Genomic DNA, 22,896 nt, shown 5'->3' with positions numbered 1-22,896 from the left:
AAAATCCTGCTTTAAGGATTCGATTTTTTCATGAGGAATTATCTGCGGAATCGGTTCGGACCGGGACATGACACACCCATTTCCAGAATAGAAATATGGGTGGTGTACTTTTAACCTTTACTAATTTCCGCATAATAATATTCGCCGGCTGACTGCTGTTCCCGGTCAAGGAACGATCCCGGCTTGTTTATCCGGGGCCTTCCGCTTTTGTCACGCCTGAATGTGACCTCAAGATTTTTCAGGAACCGGTTCATGCCCTCCTTCATGTCGAATGGCCCCATCGCCTTGCCGTGTACTCCCGACTCCCCGGAGAAAACGAGCATCCGTTCGCTGATCATGTCGATGAGATAGATGTCGTGGTCGATGACGAGCACCCCCGATTCCCTGTTCTCTGCAAAGCGCCGAAGAATACGGACGAGTTTCACCCGCTGCTCGACATCGAGATGTGCGCTGGGCTCGTCGAGAATGTAGAGGTCGGCGTCCTGCGAGAGGCAGAGAGCAATTGCGACGCGTTGCAGCTCCCCGCCGCTGAGGGTGTCCACGGGCGACTGCAGGATCGCCTGCAGTGACAGGGGCTCGATGATTTCATGCTGGTACCACGAACTGTCGAACCGTTTCGACTGTGACCTGAGCAGCATCTCCACCGGGTCGCCTGTCGTCGCCTTTATGTACTGCGGCTTGTATGATACCCGCATGCGGGAGTCGATCGTTCCTGCGTCCGGCTTTTCAGCTCCCGCGAGCAGTTTTGCAAACGTGCTCTTGCCGATTCCGTTTGCTCCGACAACGCCGAGCACCTCGCCGCAGCGGATCTCACCGCCTCCGACGGTGAGGGAAAACGCATCATACCGCTTTTCCATTGCGGGGAATTCCATCAGCACATCCCGTGTTGTATCGTGGGTATGGGCCCGCTCCCCGAATACGACTTCGTATTCGCGGAACCGGACATTCTCTTCAGGGAGGTAGCCTTCAAGGTACTGGTTGATGCCCACACGCACACCCTTCGGGCGGGTGATGATGCCGAAGGCCGAGGGCTTTCCGTACCCGATATGGACGGTGTCCGCAAGCATGTCAAGGATCGCAAGGTCGTGCTCGACGATAACCACGGGACGCGTGAGGGCGAGCTCCCTGATGAGCTTCGCTGCCGTCATGCGCTGGTAGATGTCGAGAAACGGCGTTATTTCATCGAAAAAGTAGAAATCGGCATTACGGGAGAAACAGGCCGCAAGGGCGACCCGCTGGAGTTCTCCACCGCTGAGAGCGCCGATCGGACGGGAGAGGAGGGGGCGGAGGGAAAGGGCGTCGATATAATCGTCGAGAGATCCGCGCTCGTCCGTCGAGGCGAGCAGATCCCCGACGCTGCCCTGAAAGATCCGGGGGATATAATCGATATACTGCGGTTTGACCGCGACTTTTACTTTTCCGGCGCTGACGAGCGAGAGGTAATCGAAAAGTTCGGTCCCGCTGTACTGCCGGATGTAGGAGTCCCATGAGGGTGTCGTTTCGACATCGCCCTGGTTCGGAACAAGCTGTCCGCTCAGTATCTTGACCGCAGTGCTCTTCCCGATGCCATTTGCCCCGAGGATGCCGGAGACTTTGCCTTCCACCGGGACACCCATGCCGTACAGGGCGAATCCGTTCCTGCCGTACCGGTGCGTCGGATGTTCAAGCTCCTCGGGCAGGCTGACGATATCGATGGCTTCGAAGGGGCATTTTTTCACGCAGATACCGCATCCGACGCAGAGCTCTTCGGATATAACCGCCTTGCCATCCTCTCCGATGATAACGGTCTCGTCCCCTGTCCGAACCCGCGGGCAGTATAGAATACATTCGGTCCCGCATTTCCGGGAGTTGCAGCGGTCACGATGAACAATTGCAATTCGCATGGATAATCACGAAAAGGGATTTAAAAGGACGGTCCAGCTGATGAACCACAGGGCGAAGGTCATGAATCCCTGATAAAACCAGTCTTTTCCGCCGAGTTTCGTATAATCGATCCGTGTGATGATAAAGACATGTTTCTGAAATACGATGCCAGCAAGAAGCAGAAGCCATCCGACAATGGCATTTGCCTGTAATCCGGTTTCAGGGTTGACCTCTCCGGCGACGGTGAAGGAGAGGATCCCTGCGGCGATTCCCATGAAGCATGCTATCACGGTTCTCAGGATTCGCTCCTTGTGCTCCATGGATTTCTCAGAGGGGGTTGGCGGGCCGCCAGGTTTTTCCGGCGTGCTCTCTCCGGGTTTTTCCGTACTCATCCGTACACCAGTAGTCTATTTTTTAGTGCTCACACCATATCTAACTTGGTATATCGATGGCGACACAGCAGGGAATGGGCGGAGTGGATCTCTATGGCATGCTTTCGGAGCTGCGGGCGACCCTTCCTCTCTGGATAGGGAAAATCTATCAGTATGACGGGAAAACGTTCGGAATCCGGCTGAACGGGGAGAATAAGGAGAGACTTCTGTTTCTTGTAGAAGCCGGACGACGGGCCCATCTGGTTGCCGCTCTTCCTCCCGCCCCCGAAAATCCTTCGGGGTACTCGATGCTGCTCAGGAAGTACCTATCCGGGGGGCGTGTCCTCGATATCCGTCAGCACGGCCTCCAGCGGATCTTCGAGTTTGTCATCGGAAAGAAGGACACCACGTTTTCGGTGATCGTCGAACTCTTCGATGAAGGAAACATCGTGCTCTGCGACGCGTCGTACACAATCATCAAGCCGCTCTGGCATCACCGGTTCAGGGATCGGGATGTGGTGCCCGGAGCCGTATATACCTTCCCGGGGCCGGGCCGGGCTGCCATGACCGGTGACGAACTCCGGGAAATCCTGCAGGGTTCGGATAAGGACACGGTCCGCACCCTCGCCGTCGATCTCATGCTCGGGGGGCGGTATGCCGAGGAAGTGTGCCGCCGGGCGGGCGTGGATAAACGGACACCTGCCGCAGAAGCGCCTGCGGACGCCCTTGCCCGTGCATACGGGGATTGCCTGGAGCTCGCAGCCGCCCGCGGCAACGCCGTGATTACGAAAACCGGGTGCTGGCCGTTTCCGCCCGGTGACGAACCGGTGCTTGCCCGTTTTGAGGGTTTTTCCGAGGCTCTCGATCATTTCTATCCGCCCCCCAGCGTTGTCTCGAAAGAGGAAAAACCACGCCTCTCCCGCGAGGAGCGAATCCGGCGGCAGCAGGAGGAGGCTGTCGTAAAGTTCGACACGACAATCGGCCGCCTCGAACGTGCCGTCGAGACCATATATGCCAACTATACGCTCGTCTCGGATGTCATCGCCACTCTCAGCGCAGCATCACGCGACCGCTCGTGGCAGGAGATCGAGGCGGTGCTCCGGGCAAGCGACAATCCGACGGCACGGGCCGTGGTTGCCGTGCACCCCGCAGAGTCTGCCGTCGATCTCGCACTTGACGAACGCGTCACCATCTCCGTGCGTGACACCATCGAGGCGAACATCGGCAGGTACTATGACCGGATAAAGAAGATGAAGCGGAAAAAAGCGGGTGCCATTGCTGCGATGGAGCGGACGGTGGAGCCGAAACCCGTCCGCCGGAAACCGTTTGCGACCTTAAAGCCACGGTGGTACCACCGGTTCCGCTGGTGCTACACGAGCGACGGCGTTCTCATGCTCGGCGGGCGTGATGCCGACCAGAACGAAGAGCTGGTGAAACGGTATATGGAGGGCGGGGATACCTTTGTGCATGCCGATGTGCATGGAGCGAGTGTCGTGATTCTCAAGGGCCAGACGGAGCGGATGGACGAAGTCGCCCGTTTCGCGGCGTCATATTCGAATGCGTGGAAAGCAGGGCACTTTTCAGCGGACGTCTACGCGGCACGTCCCGATCAGGTAAGCAAGACCCCCGAGGCGGGGGAGTATGTCTCGCGGGGATCCTTTATCGTGCGGGGCGAACGGTCGTATTTCCGAAACACCCCCCTCGGCGTGGCAATCGGGATCCAGTTTGAGCCGGTGGTGGCCGTCATCGGCGGCCCGGTTCCTTCGGTGACGCCACGGTCACGCATGTGGGTCGTCCTGAAACCGGGTACGTTCGAACCGAATGATATCGCGAAGAAAGTGCTCCGGATGCTGCGCGACCACCTCACCACCGAGGAGGGAAAAGGGCTGAAAAACATCCTGACGGCCGAAAAGGTCGCGGCATTCGTGCCCCCGGGAGGATCCGATATCGAGGAGTTCCATGAAAGCCGAGTATGAAACCTTAAAGGACTCTTTCGGGGAGATCCGCCTGTTTCCCGAGACACTCGACGATCTCTGGCACCTCGTCCATCTCATACGGCCGGGAGATCTCGTCTTCGCGACGACGTTCCGGAGCAGTGAATCCGCAACCGACAAGCTGCGGCCCGAGAAGGCCGAAAAAAAACTTGTGCGCCTTGGAGTCCGAATCGAGCGGACCGAGTTTCACGGCGAATCCCACCGGCTCCGCCTGCACGGAATCATCGAATCGGGAGTCGATACCGGCTCGTATCATACCCTGAACATCGAGCCTCTCCATGAACTTGCCGTCATAAAACGATGGACCCGGCTTGATCGTGAACGTATCGACCGGGCCGTCCGGGCTTCCTCGGCCGGACTCATTCATGTGGTGTCGATTGAAGACGGTGAGGCACAGCTCTTCCGGATCCGGCAGTACGGCCCCGAACAGGTGCTCACCATTCAGGCGGGAAGCGGAAAACGGGAGGGTTGTGACGGTCGGCAGGCATTTTTTGAGTCCGTCCTCCTTCCTCTCAGGGATGTGGACGGTCCGCTTGTGATTGCGGGGCCGGGTTTTATCAAGGACGATTTCCTCGCATATCTCACCGTAAAGGCGCCGGAGATTGCGGAGCGCTGTGTGCATGCGGACACGAGAAGCGCAGGCAGGGGGGCGGTGCAGGAGGCGATCGGGCAGGGCGTAATCGGGCGCATCACCGAGGATATCCAGCTCGCCCGCGAGGTTCGGCTGATGGAGGAATTTCTTGCCCGCATCGGCCGGGGTGGCGCTGTGGCGTACGGAAGGGACGAGGTCGCACAGGCTATTTCATACGGGGCGGCGGAGACGGTCCTCGTTACCGATACGACGCTTCACGACACGGCAATGGTGGAGCTCCTTGAAGCCGCCGAAGCACGGCGTGCAGCGGTCGTCGTCTTCACGACCGCCTTTGAGCCGGGAGAGCAGCTTGAAGCGCTCGGCGGTATTGCAGCGCTCCTGCGGTATCCGCTTTCCTGAAAGAGAATAAAAAAAATTATTCGGACGGTGTTTCCTCGCCGGACTCCGCATCCACGATTCCCGGGGCCGCCTGCGGACGAGTGAACGTTTCTTTCAGGACGATCTCGTTGATGCCGTCGATGTATTCGAAGATCTGCTGAACGATCATCCCCCTGCCCATCAGCCAGCGGCGATCGTAGGTGATGCCGGGCGGGAGCATGATGGTCAGGACGCCGTCGGCAAGATCCGTTTCCATGTCGCGGCCGGAGAAGAGCCATATCAGCCCCCGTGCCTTCTCTCCCGCATCGTCGATGGTCCCTTCAATCCTGAACGTATAATTGAGCGTCTTTCCGGCGAACGGGTGGTTGAAGTCGATGAGGACACGCTTGCCCACGACATTGACGACCACTCCTTCACGCCCTTCGGACGACACCCGCATTCCGACGTGGGGTTTTTCCTTAAACTCCTTCGTCGTGGTGGAACGGACCAGATCGGTCTCGTGAGGGCCGTATCCCTTCTCGGGGGCGACCTCGACCTCAACGTCCACTCCGATCTCCTTTCCTTCGAGCGCTTCGTCGAGACCCGGTATGACGTGCATGCTGCCGACGCGGACAACAATCGGCCCGTAATTCTTTTCCTGATCGAAAATGCCTTCTTCCTGTGCCTTCTCCGCATCGGTTGTGTCAAAGACGTCTCCGTTCACCGTTCCGGTGTATGTGAGCTTTACAAAATCGCCTTTCTGAATTGCCAAAGGAATCACCTGACTATATTAAGTCGAAATGAATCTACTTAAAGTAGTGGCATCCCATGAAGGAAATCGAAGCCAAGGTGCAGGTGCCGGATCTTGCTCCGTTCAGAAACCGCCTCGCGGCAGTCGGGGCCTCGTTTGTCTCGCGGGAAACCCAGCGTGATGTCTATTTCAATGCTTCAGACCGCGATTTCGCCCGGACCGACGAGGCGCTCCGTGTCCGGTACGGCGGGCCGCAGGCACTCCTTACTTATAAAGGGCCGAAGGAGGCCGGATCGGGATACAAGGCGCGGAAAGAGGTGAACGTGCAGGTCGATCCGGGATCCGCATGCGAAGATCTTCTCACTGCCGTCGGCTTCCGCCCTTCTGCGCAAGTGCGGAAACTGCGTGAGGAATACCGCCTCCGGGATGTTTCCGTGGCGCTGGATGCCGTGGAGGAACTGGGCTCGTTCGTTGAGATTGAGGTCTGCACCGATGAGGTGACGGAATCGGCGATGGAATTGATTTCAGCCGTTCAAAAAGAGATTGGTCTCGCAGGCCCTCATATCCGCGAGTCGTATCTCGAACTCCTAAAAGCTACACGGAGCGAAGATCGATCCTGATGTCACCCGACTCCTCGCCGAAGTGAACAAGTGCGTAGTTTCCTTCGGAAGCCGGCCCCGGGTTGACGACTTTTACACCGTCGCATTCCATGACCCCCTTTTCCTCGTGAATGTGGGCGCAGCAGACGAGATCAAACGACCGGAGATAGTTTTTGAGGCTTGCACTTCCGACGTGCGCCCCGCAGATGCAGTCGAGGGTGTCGAGCGGTGGTGCGTGGGCCACGAGGACGTTATGCACGTTCCGCTGCATCCGCGCCGTTGCCCGTTCCATGATGCGGGCGATCTCCTCTTCCGAGAGCTCGAAGGGCGTTTTGAATGGGGTGGGGTTGGATCCGCCGATGCCCGTCAGGGTGATGGCCCCGATCTCGATCGATGTCCCGTGAAGACAGACGGTATCGGACTCCTCGATCAGGTCGATGATTTCACGCATGTCGCAGTTGCCGGGAATGGCAAAGCTCGGCACTTCAATCTGTGCGAGCATCTCCTTTACCGGCCCCACCGGGCCACAGTCCGTCAGATCACCTGCAATGATGACCATATCCGGATTCAGCCCGAGAAATGCGTCCATGTGTCCGTACTGACCATGAAGATCAGCGAGGAGCAGCACATCAGTCATGGTTACTCATTTTGGTTCTGTCTAAAAAATCTTACCTCCGGCGTCATCCACGCGCCGGTCGCTCTGCCCGCGAGCGCGAGCCTCCCGAGTGTCCGGCGCGTTTCGGGAAGCAGCGGGCGGGCAGCCGTTCCCTCGAGCGGAGTACCGGGAAGCGGGATGAAATAGTGGGCATGCACGCTGCCGTACCGTGTAATCCATCTGGCAAGCCGCACCGTCGCTTCCTGGTCCTCGTCGGTCTCACAGGGCAGGCCCACAATGATATCGACGACCGGGATGATATCGTGGTCCCGGCACAGCTCTACTGCCGTAATGACGTCCTCGACGGTGTGCCCCCGGCGGAGCTGACGGAGGACGCTGTTACTCCCCGACTGAGCCCCGAAATGCACCCGCCGGTTGGCGCAGTACGTGTCGATAAGATCGAGCGATTCATCGGTCACCCATTCCGGCCTGACTTCACTCGGGAATGTGCCGAGGAAGATACGGTTGTCGAGGTGTGAGAGGAGCCGTTCGAGTTTGTCGAACCGGGGATGAATGCCGTCTGATCCGTACGCGAATGCATTCGGTGTGACGAACCTGACATCGCGGAATGCAGTTGCAGCCCGGACGATCCGGTCGACGGACCGGTGTCGCATCCTTCTGCCGAAGAGGCAGGGTGTCTGGCAGTAGCCGCAGGCGTGAGGACACCCCCGGGTGATCTCGATATAGCCTTTCACCTCGGAAAACGGCGGATAAGCATCGAGCAGGACACAGGAAGCCGCCTCCCGTACCTGCTCCCGTGTTGCGACTCCCGGCGGGATGACGCCCGATTCATTCCTGATTTCACGAATCAGTGCCGGGAGCGTATATTCCCCCTCGCCCACGACGACGTAGTCGGCGACGGCCGCAATCTCCGCGATCCGGGCCGATGCATGCGGCCCCCCGGCGATGGTAATGCAGGATGCCGAGCGGATTTCGTCAATAAAATGCGGAGCGTTTATTGAATTGAGGCTGTAACAGGTAACGTCGTCTTCAGGGTGGTCGACGGCGCGGAGGCGGATATTCTCCTGCAGGCAGGCGGCGTGAAGGGCGGCGTAGGAGTTCTGTGTTCCCTTAATCGTCCGCCAGTTGATCTTCATATACGATGTCCCCGGAATCACCGTCAACCGTGACCATGGCGCCTCCCTTCAAATCCGGGAGGGGGGTGTCGGGGCGGTCGACCATCGGGATTTCCGCGATGATCGCGCCGGTGGCGATGATCGGCTCCGCTTCCTCGTTGATGATGGCCGCCGGTGCGACTCCGTTTTTCCGGAGGGCGTATATCACGTAGGATCCCACGGTCGATCCTTTCCCGAACGGGAATGCGAGGACTTTTCCGGCAATCGATACGCCGGAGAGGGGATGGCCTTCCTCGATGACAATCCCCGTCTCGGGATCGACCCCGGAAAGGAATGAAATCGGTTCCGAACTGACGAGCAGTTCCCCTGTCGCCCTGCCGCGGGATATGCCGCGCCCCCGGATTATCACATCCATATCTAATATAATGGTGGAAGAACCAATTATAATTTGACATGGATGAGATCATCTGCGATAACAGTGGCGGTGATGGAGACATACAGAACCTCCAGGTCCAGGAGCTGAAGACCCAGCTTCAGGATCTGAAAATGAAGAATGATCTCCTCACGAAGGAGATCAATCAGCTCAAACGGGAAAACGGTCAGCTCAAGCGTCCGCCCCTGTTCGTCGCCAGCGTCATCGAGGTGCTCGAAAACGGAGAGACCTATCTCCGTCAGCAGGGAAATAACCAGGAATATATCACCCATACCCTTGACGAGCTGCACGATGAACTCAGGCCGGGAATGAAGGTCGCGGTCAATAATTCCCTCTCCATTGTCCGGATCATCGGCACCACCTTCGATGCCCGCGTTCGTGTTATGGAGCTCGATGAATCTCCCGATGTGACGTTCGAGCAGGTAGGCGGCCTGCGTGAGCAGATCGAGGAAGTGCGTGAAGCGGTGGAATATCCTCTTACCCGTCCCCAGATATTCGCCCGGCTCGGCGTTGAGCCGCCGAAAGGCATCCTGCTCTTCGGCCCCCCGGGCACCGGCAAGACGCTGATCGCGAAAGCTGTCGCAAATAACGCTCATGCCCGTTTCATCCGCATGTCGGGCTCGGAGCTCGTGCACAAGTTCATCGGCGAAGGCGCACAGATGGTCAGAGAACTCTTCGCCCTCGCCCGGCAGAAAGCGCCGTCTATCGTTTTTATCGACGAGATCGATGCGATCGGCAGCATGCGCACGCACGACGGGACTTCCGGCAGCGCCGAGGTTCAGCGGACACTGATGCAGCTCCTTGCGGAAATGGACGGTTTTGACAACCGCGGTGACGTCCGGATTATGGCAGCCACGAACCGGGTCGACATGCTCGATCCGGCGCTGCTCCGGCCCGGGCGGTTCGATCGCATCGTTGAAATTCCGCTTCCGGACGTGGATTCCCGGCTCGAAATCTTCAAAATTCACGCCGCTCCCCTGAAAATGGAAAAGGTGGATCTCACCGAGCTGGTGCGGCTCACGGAAAATTCCACCGGTGCCGAGATTCAGGCAATCTGCCGCGAGGCCGGAATGATTGCAGTCCGCAGGGAGGCTGATGCGGTGAAGCGCGATGATTTCATCGCAGCTGTCCGCAAAGTGAAGCACCTGACCTCGACAGAAGACCGCATGTTCCTCTGACATGAATATCCTGCTTCTTCAGCGCGAGGGGATTGATCTCCACCGGACTCTCCTTACGTCGGAGACGAGCAGAAATATCCTCCGTTTTTACCGTCCCCGCGATACCGGGTACGGCGTTCTGGTCGAAAGCTCGTCTCTCGGCGGGAGCTTGTCGCTTGTCTCCGAACTGAAGTGGTATGTCCGCAGGTATGTGGCATGCGTCCTCTTCGAATTCTCCGGGCACCGCTACTGCACGCAGCAGCTCGCACAGGAAGTCTACGAACGGGAGATTCGGCTGCAGGACCCGTGGCCGTTCAAAAAGCTCATCGGCGTCAGGGAAGGAGCCATCCGCCGTACGGTCTGGATCGAAGAGGAATCCGCACCTGACGTACGCGGGGCACTTTCCCGGGAGATGGATGACGTCTTCGAAGTATGGGCGAGCAGCACCGAAGTTCCCGGGTAAAAAAACTGTTTTCAGGCATACATCGCACCGTTTTCGGTGCCGAAATGCTGCCGGTTGAAGTCGAGGCTCACTTTACGGATTGCCTTGATAAAATCATTGTGCATGACGATGTCACGCTCTTCACGGATGGCGTACATGCCCGCTTCCGTGCATATTGCCTTGAGGTCCGCACCGTTCTTGCCGTCGGTAAGGGCGGAGATTTCAAGGAGGTTTACATCTTCGCCAAGGTTCATGCATTCCGTGTGGATATTCAGGATGGAGCACCGGCCCTGCGTATCGGGGAGCGGGATCTCGATGATCCTGTCGAAACGGCCGGGCCGGAGCAGTGCCCTGTCCAGAATGTCAATGCGGTTCGTGGCACCGATAATCTTGACATCGCCGCGGCTCTCAAACCCGTCCATGCCGGCGAGCAGCTGCATCAGGGTACGCTGGACTTCCCGGTCGCCCGAGGTGGTGCTCTCCGTCCGCTGTGCGCCTATCGCATCGATTTCATCGATAAAAATTATTGACGGTGCTTTTTTCTTCGCCAGTTCGAAGAGTTCCCGGACCAGCCGTGCGCCTTCTCCGATGTATTTCTGGACGAGCTCCGATCCGACGACCCGGAGGAACTGGGCGTTTGTTTCGTGGGCGACCGCCCGGGCGAGCAGTGTTTTTCCGGTTCCCGGAGGACCGTGGAGAAGGACGCCCTTGGGAGGATCAATGCCGACAGCCTTAAAGAGCTCGGGTTTTTTCAGCGGCAGTTCGACTGCTTCCTGGATCTCATGGATCTGGATTTCGAGGCCGCCGATATCGGAATATGACTCCATCGGAGAGTCGATGACCTCCATCCCGTAGATCTGGGCGTCGAATGACTGGGGGAGCACATCGACGATCGCGAGAGACTGCTGATTTAAGGAACAGCGGACACCCGGTTTCAGGCTGTCGGGTTCGATAAAATTAGATGCCCTGACAAGGAAACGGGGGCCGGCGCTGCTTCTGATAATAATCCGGTGGGGATCAACGACGTCAGTAACCGTGCCGATGACGAGGGGGGGACTTCTGAGCTGTTCGATCTCACTCTTAAGCTTTCGAATCTCGCGCTCATATCGTATTTTCTGCTGTTCGATATAGCGTTTTTCCGATTCGACCTGACGTACCTGCTCCCGGATTTCCATATTGCGGGATTCGAGCGTTGAGATTCTCTCGAGCAGATATTTCGCCAGGTCTTCCTCATTGTGAGGATCTGAACTCTGTCTGGGGTTTTCTCCCATTTGTATCCTCGATTAAGTATATAGGGTTAGATGACTTAAAGTTGTTTGCGAATGACCATGGATTGCGATGTTTGTGGGCAAAAAATACGAGGAGCCCCGAAATTTGTCCGTATTGACGGTGCATCCATGAGGGTGTGCATGAAATGTGCGAAACTCGGGAATGAAATCCAGAAACCGAAGGAACGCACCGAAGGACGGAAAATCGGGCCTCAAAGACCCGGCGCTGCGCCCCGGCACCATCCACGTGATGTCTTTGATTTCATGGAAGGCGAAGGCGAGATTGTCGATGACTTTGCCGCACGGATCAGGGACGCACGAATGCAGAAGGGGTGGGAGCAGAAAGAGCTTGCCCTGAAGATAAAGGAGCGGGAGATCCTTGTCAAGAAGATCGAAAAGGGTGACCTGATCCCTGAAGACGATGTCAGGAAGAAGATCGAAGCGGTGCTCGGCATCAAGCTGACCGACGATACGGTGGATGCGATGCGGGAGAGTAGGGGCGGCAGGCTTACCACCACGCTCGGCGACGTCATCAAGATAAAGCGCGGCGGCAAATAGCGATACGCCTTCTTCCGGTTTTTTTTGTTTTTCCCCTTACCGATCGGTTTTCATATTCCTGAAAAAGTCTCCCTGATGCCATCCATTTTTTTCGGATAACCTAATCAGTCACGGGGAGTATATCTGGGATAGAAACCGGGAGTACTGGTACGCATGTCTTCACCACTTATCCTTATCAATCTCAAGACGTACGACGAAGGTTACGGGCACAGGGCCCGCAAAATCGCTGAGAGTGCCGAGCTTGTCAGCCGGGAGAGCGGCATCCGGATCGGCATCGCACCGAATTTCATGGAGATACATCCGATGAGCCACCACTTCTCCATGCCCGTCTACGCCCAGCATATCGACGGGATCGTCGCCGGCGCCCACACAGGCCAGGTGCTTGCAGCCGCCGTCCGCCACGCAGGTGCCCACGGAACACTGATAAACCATTCCGAACGCAGGCTTACCCTCGCCGATGTCGGGGCTGCGGTGGAAGCCGGAAAGGCGGCGGGGCTCGAAACGGTTGTCTGCACAAATAACGTGGCGACGAGTGCGGCAGCGGCATCGTTCGCCCCCGCATACGTTGCGATAGAACCCCCCGAACTTATCGGAAGCGGCGTTTCGGTCTCGAAGGCCGATCCGGAGATCATACGCAGGTCGGTAGACGCGGTGACACGGATCGATCCCGGCGTGAAGATCCTCACCGGGGCAGGCATTCAGTCAGGGGAATGCGTGAAAATCGCGGTTGATCTCGGCACGGAGGGTGTCCTCCTTGCATCATCGGTGGTGAAAGCTGCCGATCCCGAAGCGGTGCTCCGCGATCTCATCTCCCTGCTATAGGTCCTGCGGGTCAGAGGATCAGGGAGATCAGGTCGTGCTTGGTTATCACGCCCCGGACCTTCCCTTTTTCCACGACAAGGATGGCATGGTGCGAATGGAGGAGGTGGACGAGGGTATCAAGGTCGACATGGGGAGAAACGGTCGGAAAACCCTCCTCCATAAAATCACTGACCGTATGGCACTGTGTTTTGTGAATCCTGCCTTCTTCGATGGCGTTCATGATGGCGGATTCCGAGATGCATCCGACGGGCACCCCGTGCTCGATCACCGGAAGCTGTGAGATCCCGTTCTCCTCCATCATCTGCACGGTGCGCGTGACCGACTCGTCCGGGACGACGCTCAGGACCGGTTCGTGCATGAGATCGCCCGCTGTGATCGCGGAACGTTCCGCGACCTGGAGCACGTCGACGATCTTTGTGAGCGTGCTCACCCGGGGATCCACGCTCCCCGCCTCGATCCGCGCTACCATCGACTGGCTTATCGCCGCTTTTTTCGCGACTTCCGATTGTTTGAGTCCCAGCATGACCCGCTTTGCCTTCAGTTCGGCCGGGGTTGGGATGTGCATATCCGATTACTCATGGTAATTCTTTTATATTAATCTATGTGTGGTGGGGATACCGGGGATATTTTAATGCGAGGGAATTCATTGAAAGCTACGTATGAAGTTCAGCCAAAACGTTCTGACGGCATTTCCCGGGATATGCGCAGCCGTTGGGGATATCCGGTCCGTCCGGATTGCAGAAGAGCATCCCGCGCTCGAAACCCTGAAAACCGCAACCATTCGGGAGATAACATCACGCTATACTCTGGAGCAGGTGAAAGACGAACCGGTATTCAGGGCCTACCGGGACTTTTTCTGGAGCGTGGGTGTCGATCCCACCAAGACCCGGCCGGCATCCGAGGCACTTGCGAGAAGGGTACTTGCCGGAAAACCGCTCCCCACGATCAACACCGCCGTCGATGCCTATAACCTCGCGTCGCTCCGATCAGGCGTACCCATCGGGGCCTTCGATGCCGATACGCTGAGCGACGGCGATCTTTTACTCCGGTTCGCGAAAGACGGCGAACGGTTCCTCGGCATCGGCATGAAAAACCCTGCCCTGCTCCGGGAAAACCAGGTCGTCCTCACCGATGCGGAAACAATCATCGCCATCTACCCGTACCGCGATTCCGATGCGACAAAAGTTACCCCGGAAACACGTAACATCCGTATCGTCACCTGCGGGGTGCCGGGGATTCCGCGGGAAAAGGTGCTGGAGGCGTACCGGCTCTGTGCCGGGTACCTGGAGGAGTATGCGGGAGGGATCGCTGAGGAAGCGGTACTCTTTTCCGCCGGCAGTCTGGACCGCTGAGCCTATCGGCGGTGCGAATCGTAGGGCTCGGGCAGCCATTCCCGAAGATCTTCAGCAAGGTCGGATAGCGTATTTCTTATGCTGAATGGCGGAAGACGGATTTTTCAAAAAGGCACGTTTCACTCTATCAAGCAGGATGCGAAAAGGCAGGCCGGATGTGGGGGAAGAGCTCAGCTCTCCCGTTCCACGACAAACGAAATTTTTACAACAGAACGATATTCCACAATTCTGTCGTTCTTCACCTTCGCTGTACATTCCTTTAAGTAGACTCCTTTGATGTTGTCGACGGTTTCCGCTGCTTCTCTCACAGCATTGGCGGCTGCATCATCCCACCCTTTCGGGGAACTGCCGATCAACTCGATGACTTTTGCCACCCGGGGATTACCTACTTCTGGCATCTCAATTCCTCCACTGCTCCTTTACGTCATATCTCCCACATGAGGTTTTCGCTGAAAATACTTCCGGATGCTACGGAGTGATGGCCGTCTGTCTGTATGCTCTCGCACAGTTGACCGTAAGCACGGCGAACGTTCCTTATTTTTACCGACGAACGCTCGATAAACCGATTGTCAAATGTGCAGGCCATATGCGCTGAAAGCCGCACGTGCAATTCCTGGAAGGTGAAAGGGATACCAGCTTTTCCCTATTTCGATCTCTCTTTAAAAAAATAGAAATGCTCTTTTCCTGCCCCGGCTTTACGTCCCCCACTCCCAGAAGTGGGCCCGTACGTCCCCGAATCCTATCGCGGAATTGCCATCGAAATCGAAACATTCGATCGGTTCATTGGCCGGGATCCATACATCATAGTATTCGAAGAACAGGCGAATATCGCCGAAACTGAAGACACCGTCGCCATTCACATCCTCAAAGAGCCCATCCTGATCGGGATCGAGCGGGGGATTGGTGCAGCCGGGGAGGGGGATCACGGAATTTGATTGAATCTCACTCAAGGCCTCGAATGCGTCAGCCAACCCATAGCCATAAATGTAGTCAAATCCCGGCGTTCCCAGATCCTGTGCCGTATCCAGAAGAACCTGTGAGATTTCATCACCGGTTTTTTCAGGAGCTGCAGACCAGGTCAGGGCTGCGATGGCTGCAACGTGAGGAGCCGACGCGCTGGTTCCATAGAACGGGACGGGAAAACCGCCGGTACCGGTCACCTGAACGCCGGCCACCCCTGTGATGTCAGGCTTGTTGCGTATCTCCGGCTGCGGATAGGCTATCGTCGAAGGGCCCTGTGAAGAGTATGATGCAATCTGTTCCGGATTAGCCGGATGCACGGCACCGACTGCCAGCGCCCCGGGTACTGTCCGGTGACCGAAAACCGAGTCTTCGGATACGAGATTGTTGGTATATAGATATGCCTGATTTCTGCAGAAAAAATAGACTTCCAGTTCACGGGGTTGTCCTGCATATTTTTCGACGATGAGGTAGTAATCTGCGCCGGAATTACCGGTATTCATATAATATACACGTTCGAAGGGATCCCCCGTGCCGTCCTGAATATTGTTACTGACCGCGACCCACCCGCCGTTTGTCGCGTCATACAAGCCCATATTATAATCGTTCCCTGAACCACCCCAAAGATCGTCCCATTGCAGGACAGCTTCCACTGAACCGCCGGGCTCCAGATGGGTATACAGAAAGCGATAATCCGCACCATGGCTGAAGTCATGCCATTCAGAGTCCGGATAATCCGTGTTTTTGAAATATTCGCCCTGGTAATGTGTGCCGGCGTAATTCCCTGCGGAAGACACATAGATCACGTCATTCGTGTCGGTGATAGTCTGCACGTGCCGGGCGACTTCTCCGTCCTCAAAGTATGGTTCGAACTTCCATGCGATATCATCCACGATGACATCGCATCCCGCAGCAACGAGAGCGCTGATAGCATCATTAAAGGCCTCGGTGTTGCCTCCGCAATCGTGGAAGTACAGCTTCGCTCCCGGAGCGATATCGTAGACAATCTCCATCATCGCAATCCCTTCGTCGGAATGCGATCCCGGATAATCATTCTGCACAACGACGACATCCGCCGGGAGATCTCCCGTCATGATGGCATCGGCGACGTGATCTGCCGAATCGGAAATCACGCCTACTTTTATCCCGCTCCCGTCAAAACCGAAGGTGCTTCGTGCCAGATCGGCCCGGTGAACGCCGTCGCCTTCGCTCGTCACCGATCCCGTGCAGATATCCGGCAGAAAGACAGGTCGTATCGTCCGGACGTCTTCCAGGGCAGCCAGATCCTCCAGCCGATCCACTTCAACCCAGGCTACAATCAATCCGGCTGCTTCATTCCTATCTGTCGTACTCCACACATAGGGATCGACGACTCCGTCCGCGGCGTTCCTGTTCAATGAGATGTACACATAGACCACATCAGCCGGGGCTCGTTCCCCCAAATTCGGAACAAAATCCCCTCCCGGACTGAACTGGTGCGACATGCGCATGTAGTCTTGCACCTCCTCCCTGCTCATCGACGGAGGGAGGTAATTGTCCCCCACCAGAATCCGCAGATCGGTGCTCATCTTTTGAACCGGTTTCGACAGCGCTTCTTTGTCCGCATCCACCCATCTCGGGATTTCCCCATCAGCCTGAGCCTGATAGTAATCCGCCATCGCTGCCTGGTCGAATGAATGAGCCGATACCATGGGTGATGCCGTCATGAAGGCGAGCACAAGAAGTAAAAGCAACAGAATATCCGGTCGTTTCAGCATTATCATCGCTCCTTTTTTGGAATTAATGAATCCGATGCAAACACTCACGTTGAGAGAAGCCCGGCGAAGCAGATGGCAACGGGGGACGCTCCCGGAGCATTATTGGTTATGAACAAGGGATAGTACTTCGCGTAATCGGTTAGATCCCTGACATCCCTTTGTGTGTTCGGACTTTTTTTCAAAGTCTACTAACTGTATTCATGCAGTCATGTTGCTATAGAAGTATCGATTTTATATTTCATCCTGAATGGTTGAGCCCTTCGTGCAGTCATTTGCTGATCCGCGAGAGGCATCGTAAGGAGAATCGATAATGTGACCTCTAAAACGCACTATCCGCATCGTCACCTGCGGTGCGCCCGGGATTGCGAGGGAAAAGGTGGTGGTGGTCTGCCGGCACAGCCCGTTTTCCGGGAATTCTTCAAGGAATAGGAAATCACATTTTTTCCAAGCGAATTCTCTCGTGCACAAACATGCCGGCAATGATGGATGCGATATTCAGGATCGCGAGGATGACGGGATCGAGAACCGGTGTTGCGACAAACAACAGGACGAAAAGGTTGAACAAGAGCCAGTCTATCCCGATGACAACGCCGCCAAAGAAGACGGACCGCTGAACCGGGGTGTAGCCTGTATCGATACCGTCCTGTAGCAGCCAGTATACGACCCCGGCCCAGACTCCCAGGATCACGGTCCAAAGAAACGTATCCGGGCCGGATATATTAAAATAGGGCGTTTTGCTCATGAACAAAAACGCCGCATACTGTCCGATTACGAAAAAGAATGCGATGATAATGACCGCCGGCAGCATGCAAAGGGGACATCCGCCGCTTCTCCGGTTACTGTCCGTTGCGATAAAGGCGCCAAGCAGGGCACCAAGAATAATCAAAGCAGCACAGTCACAGGCCCCGCCGAGCAGCTCGTGCAGAAGCGGAGAACCGAAGAAGATACTCATTCCGATGACGCCGATAAGCCATAATACGCCGAATGAAATTCCGAAACGAATACCTTTTGATACTTTGCTGCCCGGCAGTTTGTCGTTGATATACAGGAAAACCACACTCAGGAGGAGAAATATCAGAAACAGGGAAATGCCTGCGGCCGGCTTACCGGTGCAATTCGTACGCTTCCTGCAGCCATTCCCGCACTTCGCTGTCAAGGTCGGATTCTGTTTCTATGACGACATGATGAGTGAACCGGCCGGGCCGGCTTGTAAAGAAAGTTTTTGGTGATGGGGGGTCTGTGGTGTGCATATCAGCCCCTGTTGATTATGATCATACGTTTTTCATGACTTCGAAACGGAACCAAGCTGCCGCCGAAGGTCGGCGATTTCTTCGACTAGCATCAGGTAGGTCTGCCGCTCCTCGGACACGTCCTCGTACGTGACGTACTGCGTTCCGTCGCAGAGCTCGACGGGCGTGCAGAGCACTGCCTTCTCCTCGCCGTTTTTGCACCGGACCGAGAAGGTCCGGGGCTGGGGCCGGCCCCTGCCGGTATGCGCGAGATCCGCCTGCCACGCCGCGATCACCTCGCCCCGGTAGGTTCCGTCGGGGTACGCCTGTGTCAGCCAGACCTCGCGGGTGGGAATGTCGGAAAGTGCATACCCGAAAAGGTCGGTGAATTTTTTGTTGAGCGAGAGATAGCGGTCGTCGGCCCCGATGATGGCGGCGGCAAAGGGTGAGGAGTCGACCACCTCCCGGAACCGCTTTTCGCTCCGCCGGAGCCGGTCTTCGGTCTGCCGGCGGGCGATGGCGATTGAGGCCTGGCGGAGAAACGACACGATAGCGTCCCTGTTCTCGAGTTCATCGTCGGGAGCAAGACCGATCCCGACGACACCGAAGACCTGATCCTGCCAGACAAGCCCGGTACTGAAAAATTTCCCGATCGAAAACGTCCGCAGAATGGCATCGCATACGTCTTCTGGAATCACGCGGGCACTGAGATCGTAGAACGATACCCGTTCGTCATCAAAAAAGGGATGAAAGTGGTACTCCCGCATCTCTTTCAACGATAGCGGCGTTTCAAAGTAGGGTTCACTCGCGTAGACATCCGCAAGCGGAAAGGCCATTCCGACAAGGTCGCGCCCGAGAAGACGCTGAGCCCCCTCGCGAAGGGTGGCATCAACCAGAGCACGAACAAAGAATACCCTCTTCTCCTCGTCAAAGGACTCCACCCAGCATCGGGGTTCTCCCGGCACGAGCTCAACGATTCGGTCCGCAATATACTCGTAAATATCTGCCTCCGCCGGCAGATCGACGAGCTCCATCGCGGTCCGGGCGAGGAACTCCATGTTCCGGATATACTGCTTCCGCTCGGTAATGTCCTCGAGCACAAGGGTGCATCCCTTCTCCCCGTCCTCGAACGTGGTCGGGATCACCTGCATCTGGAAGAAGAGGTCCTTCCCGCCGCCCTTGTACCGGAGATCGGTGACGACCTGCTCCTTCTCCAGTCCCTCGATGACGGCAAGGGCCTCCGGCGTGGAGACAACGGGGAGTTCCGCTTCTTCGAGCGAGAGGCCGATGAGGTCGTCTTTCGTCCGGTTAATCAGTTTCAGGCACTGGTCGTTGATCTGGACAATCCGCTGCGTGCTGTCCAGCACGAGAATGAGATTCTTCGTAAAGCAGAGAAATGCCGACATGGGCACGCGCTGGGCGAGCGAGTAGAGTTTCGCGTTCCCGACGGCACGGACGTTGACTTTGCCGGCGATCTGCAGGATCCCGAGGTGCTTGGAGACCGAGTTCCGGGTCGCTTTGATCTGTTTGGCCAGTTCCGTGATGGTCAGGCCCTTCGGCCGGAACCGGAGCGCTCGCAGGATGCGGGAGGGGGTGTCGTGGTCATCCTCCATAGAAGAGCTAAGCAATGTTAAGAATATATATTTTATTTTATATGCATTAAGTTCATATGCCTAAGCAGGTTTGGATCCCGTATCGTCACGAGCAGATCAACGATAACCAATAGTTATAATATAACTCTGAGTTACATAAATGCACACAGCCCCGGAGAAAAAAATGAAAAATGAATCGGTAAAACTGGTATATTTTTCCCCGACGGGAACGACACAAGCGGTTGTTTCAGCCATTGCCCGCGGAATGCACCCCGGCACCGTGGAAGTGCTGGATATTACCCGGCCTGATGCGAGACGGCAGCCACTGGAATCAGCGGAAAACGAATTGCTCATCGTCGGTGTGCCGGTGTATATGGGCCGTGTGCCGGCACTCGTCACCGAATGGCTGCAGACGATGAACGCCCGGAATACCCCTGCGGTGTGTGTTGTGGTCTATGGCAACCGCGAGTACGACGATGCCCTCCTCGAGCTGACCGATATTCTGACACAGTGCGGATGCACACCGATCGCCGGTGCGGCCTATATCGGGGAACATTCGTTTTCCACCGACGAAACGCCAACGGCCAAGGATCGCCCGGATGCAGGCGATTTACGGCATGCTGCGTTATTCGGGCAGAAAATACAGGAAAAGCTCGACGGCATTGCATCAGCTGAGCGGATTGCAGATGTACGGCTGCCCGGATGCCATCCGTACCAGCATGATTCGAAGTTGTGGACGGTTGATTTTATTGCGGTCAGCGATGCGTGCATCCAGTGCGGGAGGTGTGCAGAAGAATGGCCGGTCGGTGCCATCGACCCGGATAACAGCGCCGTGATCGATACGCAAAAATGCATCACGTGCTGCGCCTGCATCAAGCGCTGTCCTGCGAACGCGAGAACGATGAAACCCGGGCTTGTGAAGGAGGCTTCGTTGCGGTTACATACTTTATATCCAGAGCGAAAGGAGCCTGAATGCTTTTTATGATGTGTATATGGGCATCTTTTCGGAAGCATACGGGGGGTATCTGATGGAGCACCGGCCGTTCTACGCGGTCCACCCCCTCATCCCCGTCTACCCGGAACCGGAGGGCCCGTCGCCGGCACGGAAACGCTGGATCCTGGTCCAGGGGAGTTCCGTGCTCTTTCAGGGCGACCCTGCCTTGGGCACCGTTCTCATGTCGGACCCGCTCCCCGCCGGGCTGGCGTGCGGTGCGGCAGTGTACCTCGGCACCCTGGGCGATCGGGTCTACTATGCAGCAGAGGCCGCACCCGGTGCCACGCTGCCGGCCGGCTGGCAGGCATTGCCGGTCCGCGATCTGTACGGAAAAGTCCCGGACAGCGACATGGCCTTTGCCGCCTATGCCGTGCGGATCCTCGATTTCGACCGGTCGACCGCCTTCTGCGGCAGGTGCGGTGCACAAAACCGCCCCGTTCCGGCCGAGCGGGCACGGATCTGCACGGCCTGCGGGCGCATCGTCTATCCCCGCATCTCGCCCGCCATCATCGTGCTGATCAAAAAGGGCGAGGAGGTCCTGCTCGCCCGTTCCCCCCGGTCACCGCCGGGGGTCTACTCGGTCATCGCCGGCTTCAACGAGCCCGGCGAGAACCTCGAGCAGACGGTCCACCGCGAAGTCGGCGAGGAGGTCGGCATTGCGGTGCGAAACCTCCGGTACTTCGGGAGCGAGCCCTGGCCGTTTCCCGATTCGCTCATGATCGGCTTTGTCGCAGACCATGTCGGAGGGGAGATCCGGATCGACAATCAGGAGATTGAATCCGCCAGCTGGTTTACTCGCGACACCCTGCCCCCCTATCCCGCGAAGGAGAGCATATCACGGGCGCTCATCGAGGCATGGATCCGGCGGGAGATCTAAAACCCGCCGGGGAAACGAACACACCAGTGGAGTAACACGATGGGAATCACCGAGAGACGACAACGCGAAAAGGAACAGCGAAAGACCGAAATCATCGATGCAGCTGAGCGCCTCTTTTTTTCCCGGACCTACGAAGCAGTGACTATGGATGACATCGCCCGCGAGGTGGAACTGAATAAGGCCACGCTCTATCTGTATTTTACCAACAAGGAGGCCCTTTTCGCGACGATCGTCCTCCGTGGCGTCGAGATCCTGAAGGAAAAATACACGGCGTGCAGGGAACAATCGGTTCCGGGCATTGCCAAGGTCGTCCTGATGGGCCAGGCCTATTACCGGTTTGCACAGGAATACCCGGATTATCTCCGGCTCATCCATTTTTACGGATCCGAACGCTTTTCCAGGGAAAATCCGTATACCGCAGAGGTTGGAAAGGGGTACGGCACCTGCCGCTCGCTCCTTCAGGATGCGATCCGGGAGGGCATCGATGACGGCACCATCCGGGCCAACCTCGATCCTTTCCTGACCTCGATGTACCTCATGATTGCCTTCATGGGCATCCTCTCCATGGAAGACAGATGGAAACTGGTGATCGAGGCGGAGGGATTTTCCTACGAGCAATATGCCAGCGAATTCTTCCGGTTCATCACTCCCGCCATCGTTTCCGGCGAGACATCTCAGGCGATGGATGTTGAGGATTTCGTACCGTTCGGATTCTTTTTGGCAGGGCCCGAAGCGACCGAGGAGAAAAAGGGTGGGGAATCGTAATTTTTCGAGCGTTGCAGTTCCGGAGAAGGATGGTATGATTATATCAGCAGACACACGTAGCTGACAGAAATGAATTCAGAATATTGCTGCCATCGGCTTCTTGCCAGACTCTCTTGCCATGTGGAAGGACATCGGGGGTGATATTTTGCGGAGCTCTCACCATGCATCATGATAGCATTGCAGGAACATGCTCACGACTCGGATCACTAAAAACGCGTGGCGAGCTCGGGCAGGCGATTGGAGAGATCGTTCTCTCGTATTCCCCGGGGGATCTCGAGCGGATGCGCTGGAAGTTCGCCGGTGCAATCAGGGACATCAACCCTGAACTGCGGAAAAAACTTGAAGAGACGATCACAGCGCACCTGCACGGGACGTACCAGGCGCTCCGGCTCATGAACCAGCAGAGGAATTTCACCCGCATGCGTGAACCTC

General features: G+C 56.8%; 23 protein-coding genes and 1 pseudogene. 12 read left to right on the top strand and 12 right to left on the bottom strand.

What is annotated here, in order from left to right; translation table 11 throughout:
- Window positions 1-110: 110 nt before the first annotated feature.
- Window positions 111-1,883 (bottom strand): ATPase, encoded by a 1,773-nt coding sequence (locus tag APR53_06125; GenBank protein ID KQC03097.1) that lies wholly within the window; start codon window positions 1,881-1,883, stop codon window positions 111-113.
- A gap of 6 nt (window positions 1,884-1,889) precedes the next feature.
- Entirely contained in the window at window positions 1,890-2,255 is a 366-nt protein-coding gene (locus APR53_06120) for a hypothetical protein (protein KQC03096.1), read from the bottom strand.
- A 56-nt stretch (window positions 2,256-2,311) separates the two neighbouring features.
- On the opposite strand from APR53_06120, the gene APR53_06115 reads away from it, so the two are divergent.
- Together APR53_06115 and APR53_06110 are read left to right on the top strand one after the other, a co-directional pair.
- The gene (locus APR53_06115) at window positions 2,312-4,210 is read left to right on the top strand and encodes an RNA-binding protein (GenBank protein KQC03095.1); all 1,899 of its coding nucleotides are present in this window, start codon (window positions 2,312-2,314) and stop codon (window positions 4,208-4,210) included.
- Window positions 4,194-5,219, top strand: coding sequence for an mRNA surveillance protein Pelota (locus APR53_06110; protein KQC03094.1), 1,026 nt, complete (start codon window positions 4,194-4,196; stop codon window positions 5,217-5,219). Before APR53_06115 ends, APR53_06110 begins: the two co-directional genes overlap by 17 nt.
- A 16-nt stretch (window positions 5,220-5,235) precedes the next feature.
- On the opposite strand, the gene APR53_06105 is transcribed toward APR53_06110, so the two are convergent.
- Complete coding sequence (locus APR53_06105; protein KQC03093.1) at window positions 5,236-5,949, bottom strand: peptidylprolyl isomerase; 714 nt, start codon at window positions 5,947-5,949, stop codon at window positions 5,236-5,238.
- A gap of 56 nt (window positions 5,950-6,005) precedes the next feature.
- On the opposite strand from APR53_06105, the gene APR53_06100 reads away from it, so the two are divergent.
- Window positions 6,006-6,548, top strand: a complete 543-nt coding sequence (locus tag APR53_06100; protein ID KQC03092.1) for a hypothetical protein — start codon at window positions 6,006-6,008, stop codon at window positions 6,546-6,548.
- On the opposite strand, the gene APR53_06095 is transcribed toward APR53_06100, so the two are convergent.
- The 3 genes from APR53_06095 to APR53_06085 are packed head-to-tail and all read right to left on the bottom strand — an operon-like array spanning window position 6,523 to window position 8,673.
- On the bottom strand, window positions 6,523-7,164 hold the full coding sequence (locus APR53_06095; protein KQC03091.1) for a metallophosphoesterase: 642 nt from the start codon (window positions 7,162-7,164) through the stop codon (window positions 6,523-6,525). The genes APR53_06100 and APR53_06095 overlap by 26 nt on opposite strands.
- Before the next feature lie 2 nt (window positions 7,165-7,166).
- Window positions 7,167-8,279: a B12-binding domain/radical SAM domain-containing protein gene (locus APR53_06090; GenBank protein ID KQC03090.1), complete on the bottom strand. Its 1,113-nt coding sequence runs from the start codon at window positions 8,277-8,279 to the stop codon at window positions 7,167-7,169.
- Complete coding sequence (locus APR53_06085) at window positions 8,254-8,673, bottom strand: hypothetical protein (protein ID KQC03089.1); 420 nt, start codon at window positions 8,671-8,673, stop codon at window positions 8,254-8,256. The genes APR53_06090 and APR53_06085 overlap by 26 nt, the downstream gene beginning before the upstream one ends.
- A 38-nt stretch (window positions 8,674-8,711) precedes the next feature.
- Here APR53_06085 and APR53_06080 point away from each other — a divergent pair, with 38 nt between their 5' ends.
- Window positions 8,712-9,869, top strand: a complete 1,158-nt coding sequence (locus APR53_06080) for a peptidase (GenBank protein ID KQC03088.1) — start codon at window positions 8,712-8,714, stop codon at window positions 9,867-9,869.
- Between the two features lies 1 nt (window position 9,870).
- Window positions 9,871-10,311 (top strand): hypothetical protein, encoded by a 441-nt coding sequence (locus tag APR53_06075; protein ID KQC03087.1) that lies wholly within the window; start codon window positions 9,871-9,873, stop codon window positions 10,309-10,311.
- An 11-nt stretch (window positions 10,312-10,322) separates the two neighbouring features.
- On the opposite strand, the gene APR53_06070 is transcribed toward APR53_06075, so the two are convergent.
- Window positions 10,323-11,561 carry a proteasome-activating nucleotidase gene (locus tag APR53_06070; protein ID KQC03086.1) on the bottom strand — a complete coding sequence of 413 codons (1,239 nt, stop codon included), beginning with the start codon at window positions 11,559-11,561 and terminating at the stop codon, window positions 10,323-10,325.
- 57 nt (window positions 11,562-11,618) lie between these two features.
- On the opposite strand from APR53_06070, the gene APR53_06065 reads away from it, so the two are divergent.
- Window positions 11,619-12,116 carry an XRE family transcriptional regulator gene (locus APR53_06065; GenBank protein ID KQC03085.1) on the top strand — a complete coding sequence of 166 codons (498 nt, stop codon included), beginning with the start codon at window positions 11,619-11,621 and terminating at the stop codon, window positions 12,114-12,116.
- Window positions 12,117-12,269: 153 nt separating this feature from the next.
- Window positions 12,270-12,938 (top strand): triosephosphate isomerase, encoded by a 669-nt coding sequence (locus tag APR53_06060; GenBank protein ID KQC03084.1) that lies wholly within the window; start codon window positions 12,270-12,272, stop codon window positions 12,936-12,938.
- A gap of 10 nt (window positions 12,939-12,948) precedes the next feature.
- Here APR53_06060 and APR53_06055 read toward each other — a convergent pair whose 3' ends face one another.
- Window positions 12,949-13,503, bottom strand: coding sequence for a transcriptional regulator (locus tag APR53_06055; protein ID KQC03083.1), 555 nt, complete (start codon window positions 13,501-13,503; stop codon window positions 12,949-12,951).
- Window positions 13,504-13,597: 94 nt separating this feature from the next.
- Here APR53_06055 and APR53_06050 point away from each other — a divergent pair, with 94 nt between their 5' ends.
- A complete protein-coding gene (locus APR53_06050) occupies window positions 13,598-14,290 on the top strand; it encodes a hypothetical protein (GenBank protein KQC03082.1) in 693 nt (230 codons plus the stop codon).
- Between the two features lie 170 nt (window positions 14,291-14,460).
- Here the strand turns inward: APR53_06050 and APR53_06045 are convergent, their stop codons facing one another.
- The 4 genes from APR53_06045 to APR53_06030 all read right to left on the bottom strand — a co-directional run bounded on the left by APR53_06045 (window position 14,461) and on the right by APR53_06030 (window position 19,849).
- Window positions 14,461-14,688, bottom strand: coding sequence for a hypothetical protein (locus APR53_06045; protein ID KQC03081.1), 228 nt, complete (start codon window positions 14,686-14,688; stop codon window positions 14,461-14,463).
- 297 nt (window positions 14,689-14,985) lie between these two features.
- Window positions 14,986-17,007, bottom strand: a complete 2,022-nt coding sequence (locus APR53_06040) for a hypothetical protein (GenBank protein ID KQC03080.1) — start codon at window positions 17,005-17,007, stop codon at window positions 14,986-14,988.
- Between the two features lie 433 nt (window positions 17,008-17,440).
- Complete coding sequence (locus APR53_06035; protein ID KQC03079.1) at window positions 17,441-18,064, bottom strand: hypothetical protein; 624 nt, start codon at window positions 18,062-18,064, stop codon at window positions 17,441-17,443.
- 225 nt (window positions 18,065-18,289) lie between these two features.
- Window positions 18,290-19,849 (bottom strand): histidine kinase, encoded by a 1,560-nt coding sequence (locus APR53_06030; protein KQC03078.1) that lies wholly within the window; start codon window positions 19,847-19,849, stop codon window positions 18,290-18,292.
- A 163-nt stretch (window positions 19,850-20,012) separates the two neighbouring features.
- Between APR53_06030 and APR53_06025 the strand changes: the two genes are divergently transcribed.
- The 4 genes and pseudogenes from APR53_06025 to APR53_06010 all read left to right on the top strand — a co-directional run bounded on the left by APR53_06025 (window position 20,013) and on the right by APR53_06010 (window position 22,896).
- Entirely contained in the window at window positions 20,013-20,813 is an 801-nt protein-coding gene (locus APR53_06025; GenBank protein ID KQC03077.1) for a ferredoxin, read from the top strand.
- 43 nt (window positions 20,814-20,856) lie between these two features.
- The gene (locus tag APR53_06020) at window positions 20,857-21,699 is read left to right on the top strand and encodes a hypothetical protein (GenBank protein KQC03098.1); all 843 of its coding nucleotides are present in this window, start codon (window positions 20,857-20,859) and stop codon (window positions 21,697-21,699) included.
- A 39-nt stretch (window positions 21,700-21,738) separates the two neighbouring features.
- A complete protein-coding gene (locus APR53_06015) occupies window positions 21,739-22,464 on the top strand; it encodes a TetR family transcriptional regulator (GenBank protein ID KQC03076.1) in 726 nt (241 codons plus the stop codon).
- Window positions 22,465-22,625: 161 nt separating this feature from the next.
- A pseudogene (locus APR53_06010) lies at window positions 22,626-22,896 on the top strand.

It is taken from the genome of Methanoculleus sp. SDB, assembly GCA_001412355.1.
Lineage (GTDB): Archaea > Halobacteriota > Methanomicrobia > Methanomicrobiales > Methanomicrobiaceae > LKUD01.
Note: the sequence above shows the minus strand (reverse complement) of the source record. Positions and strands in the feature narration are given on the sequence as shown.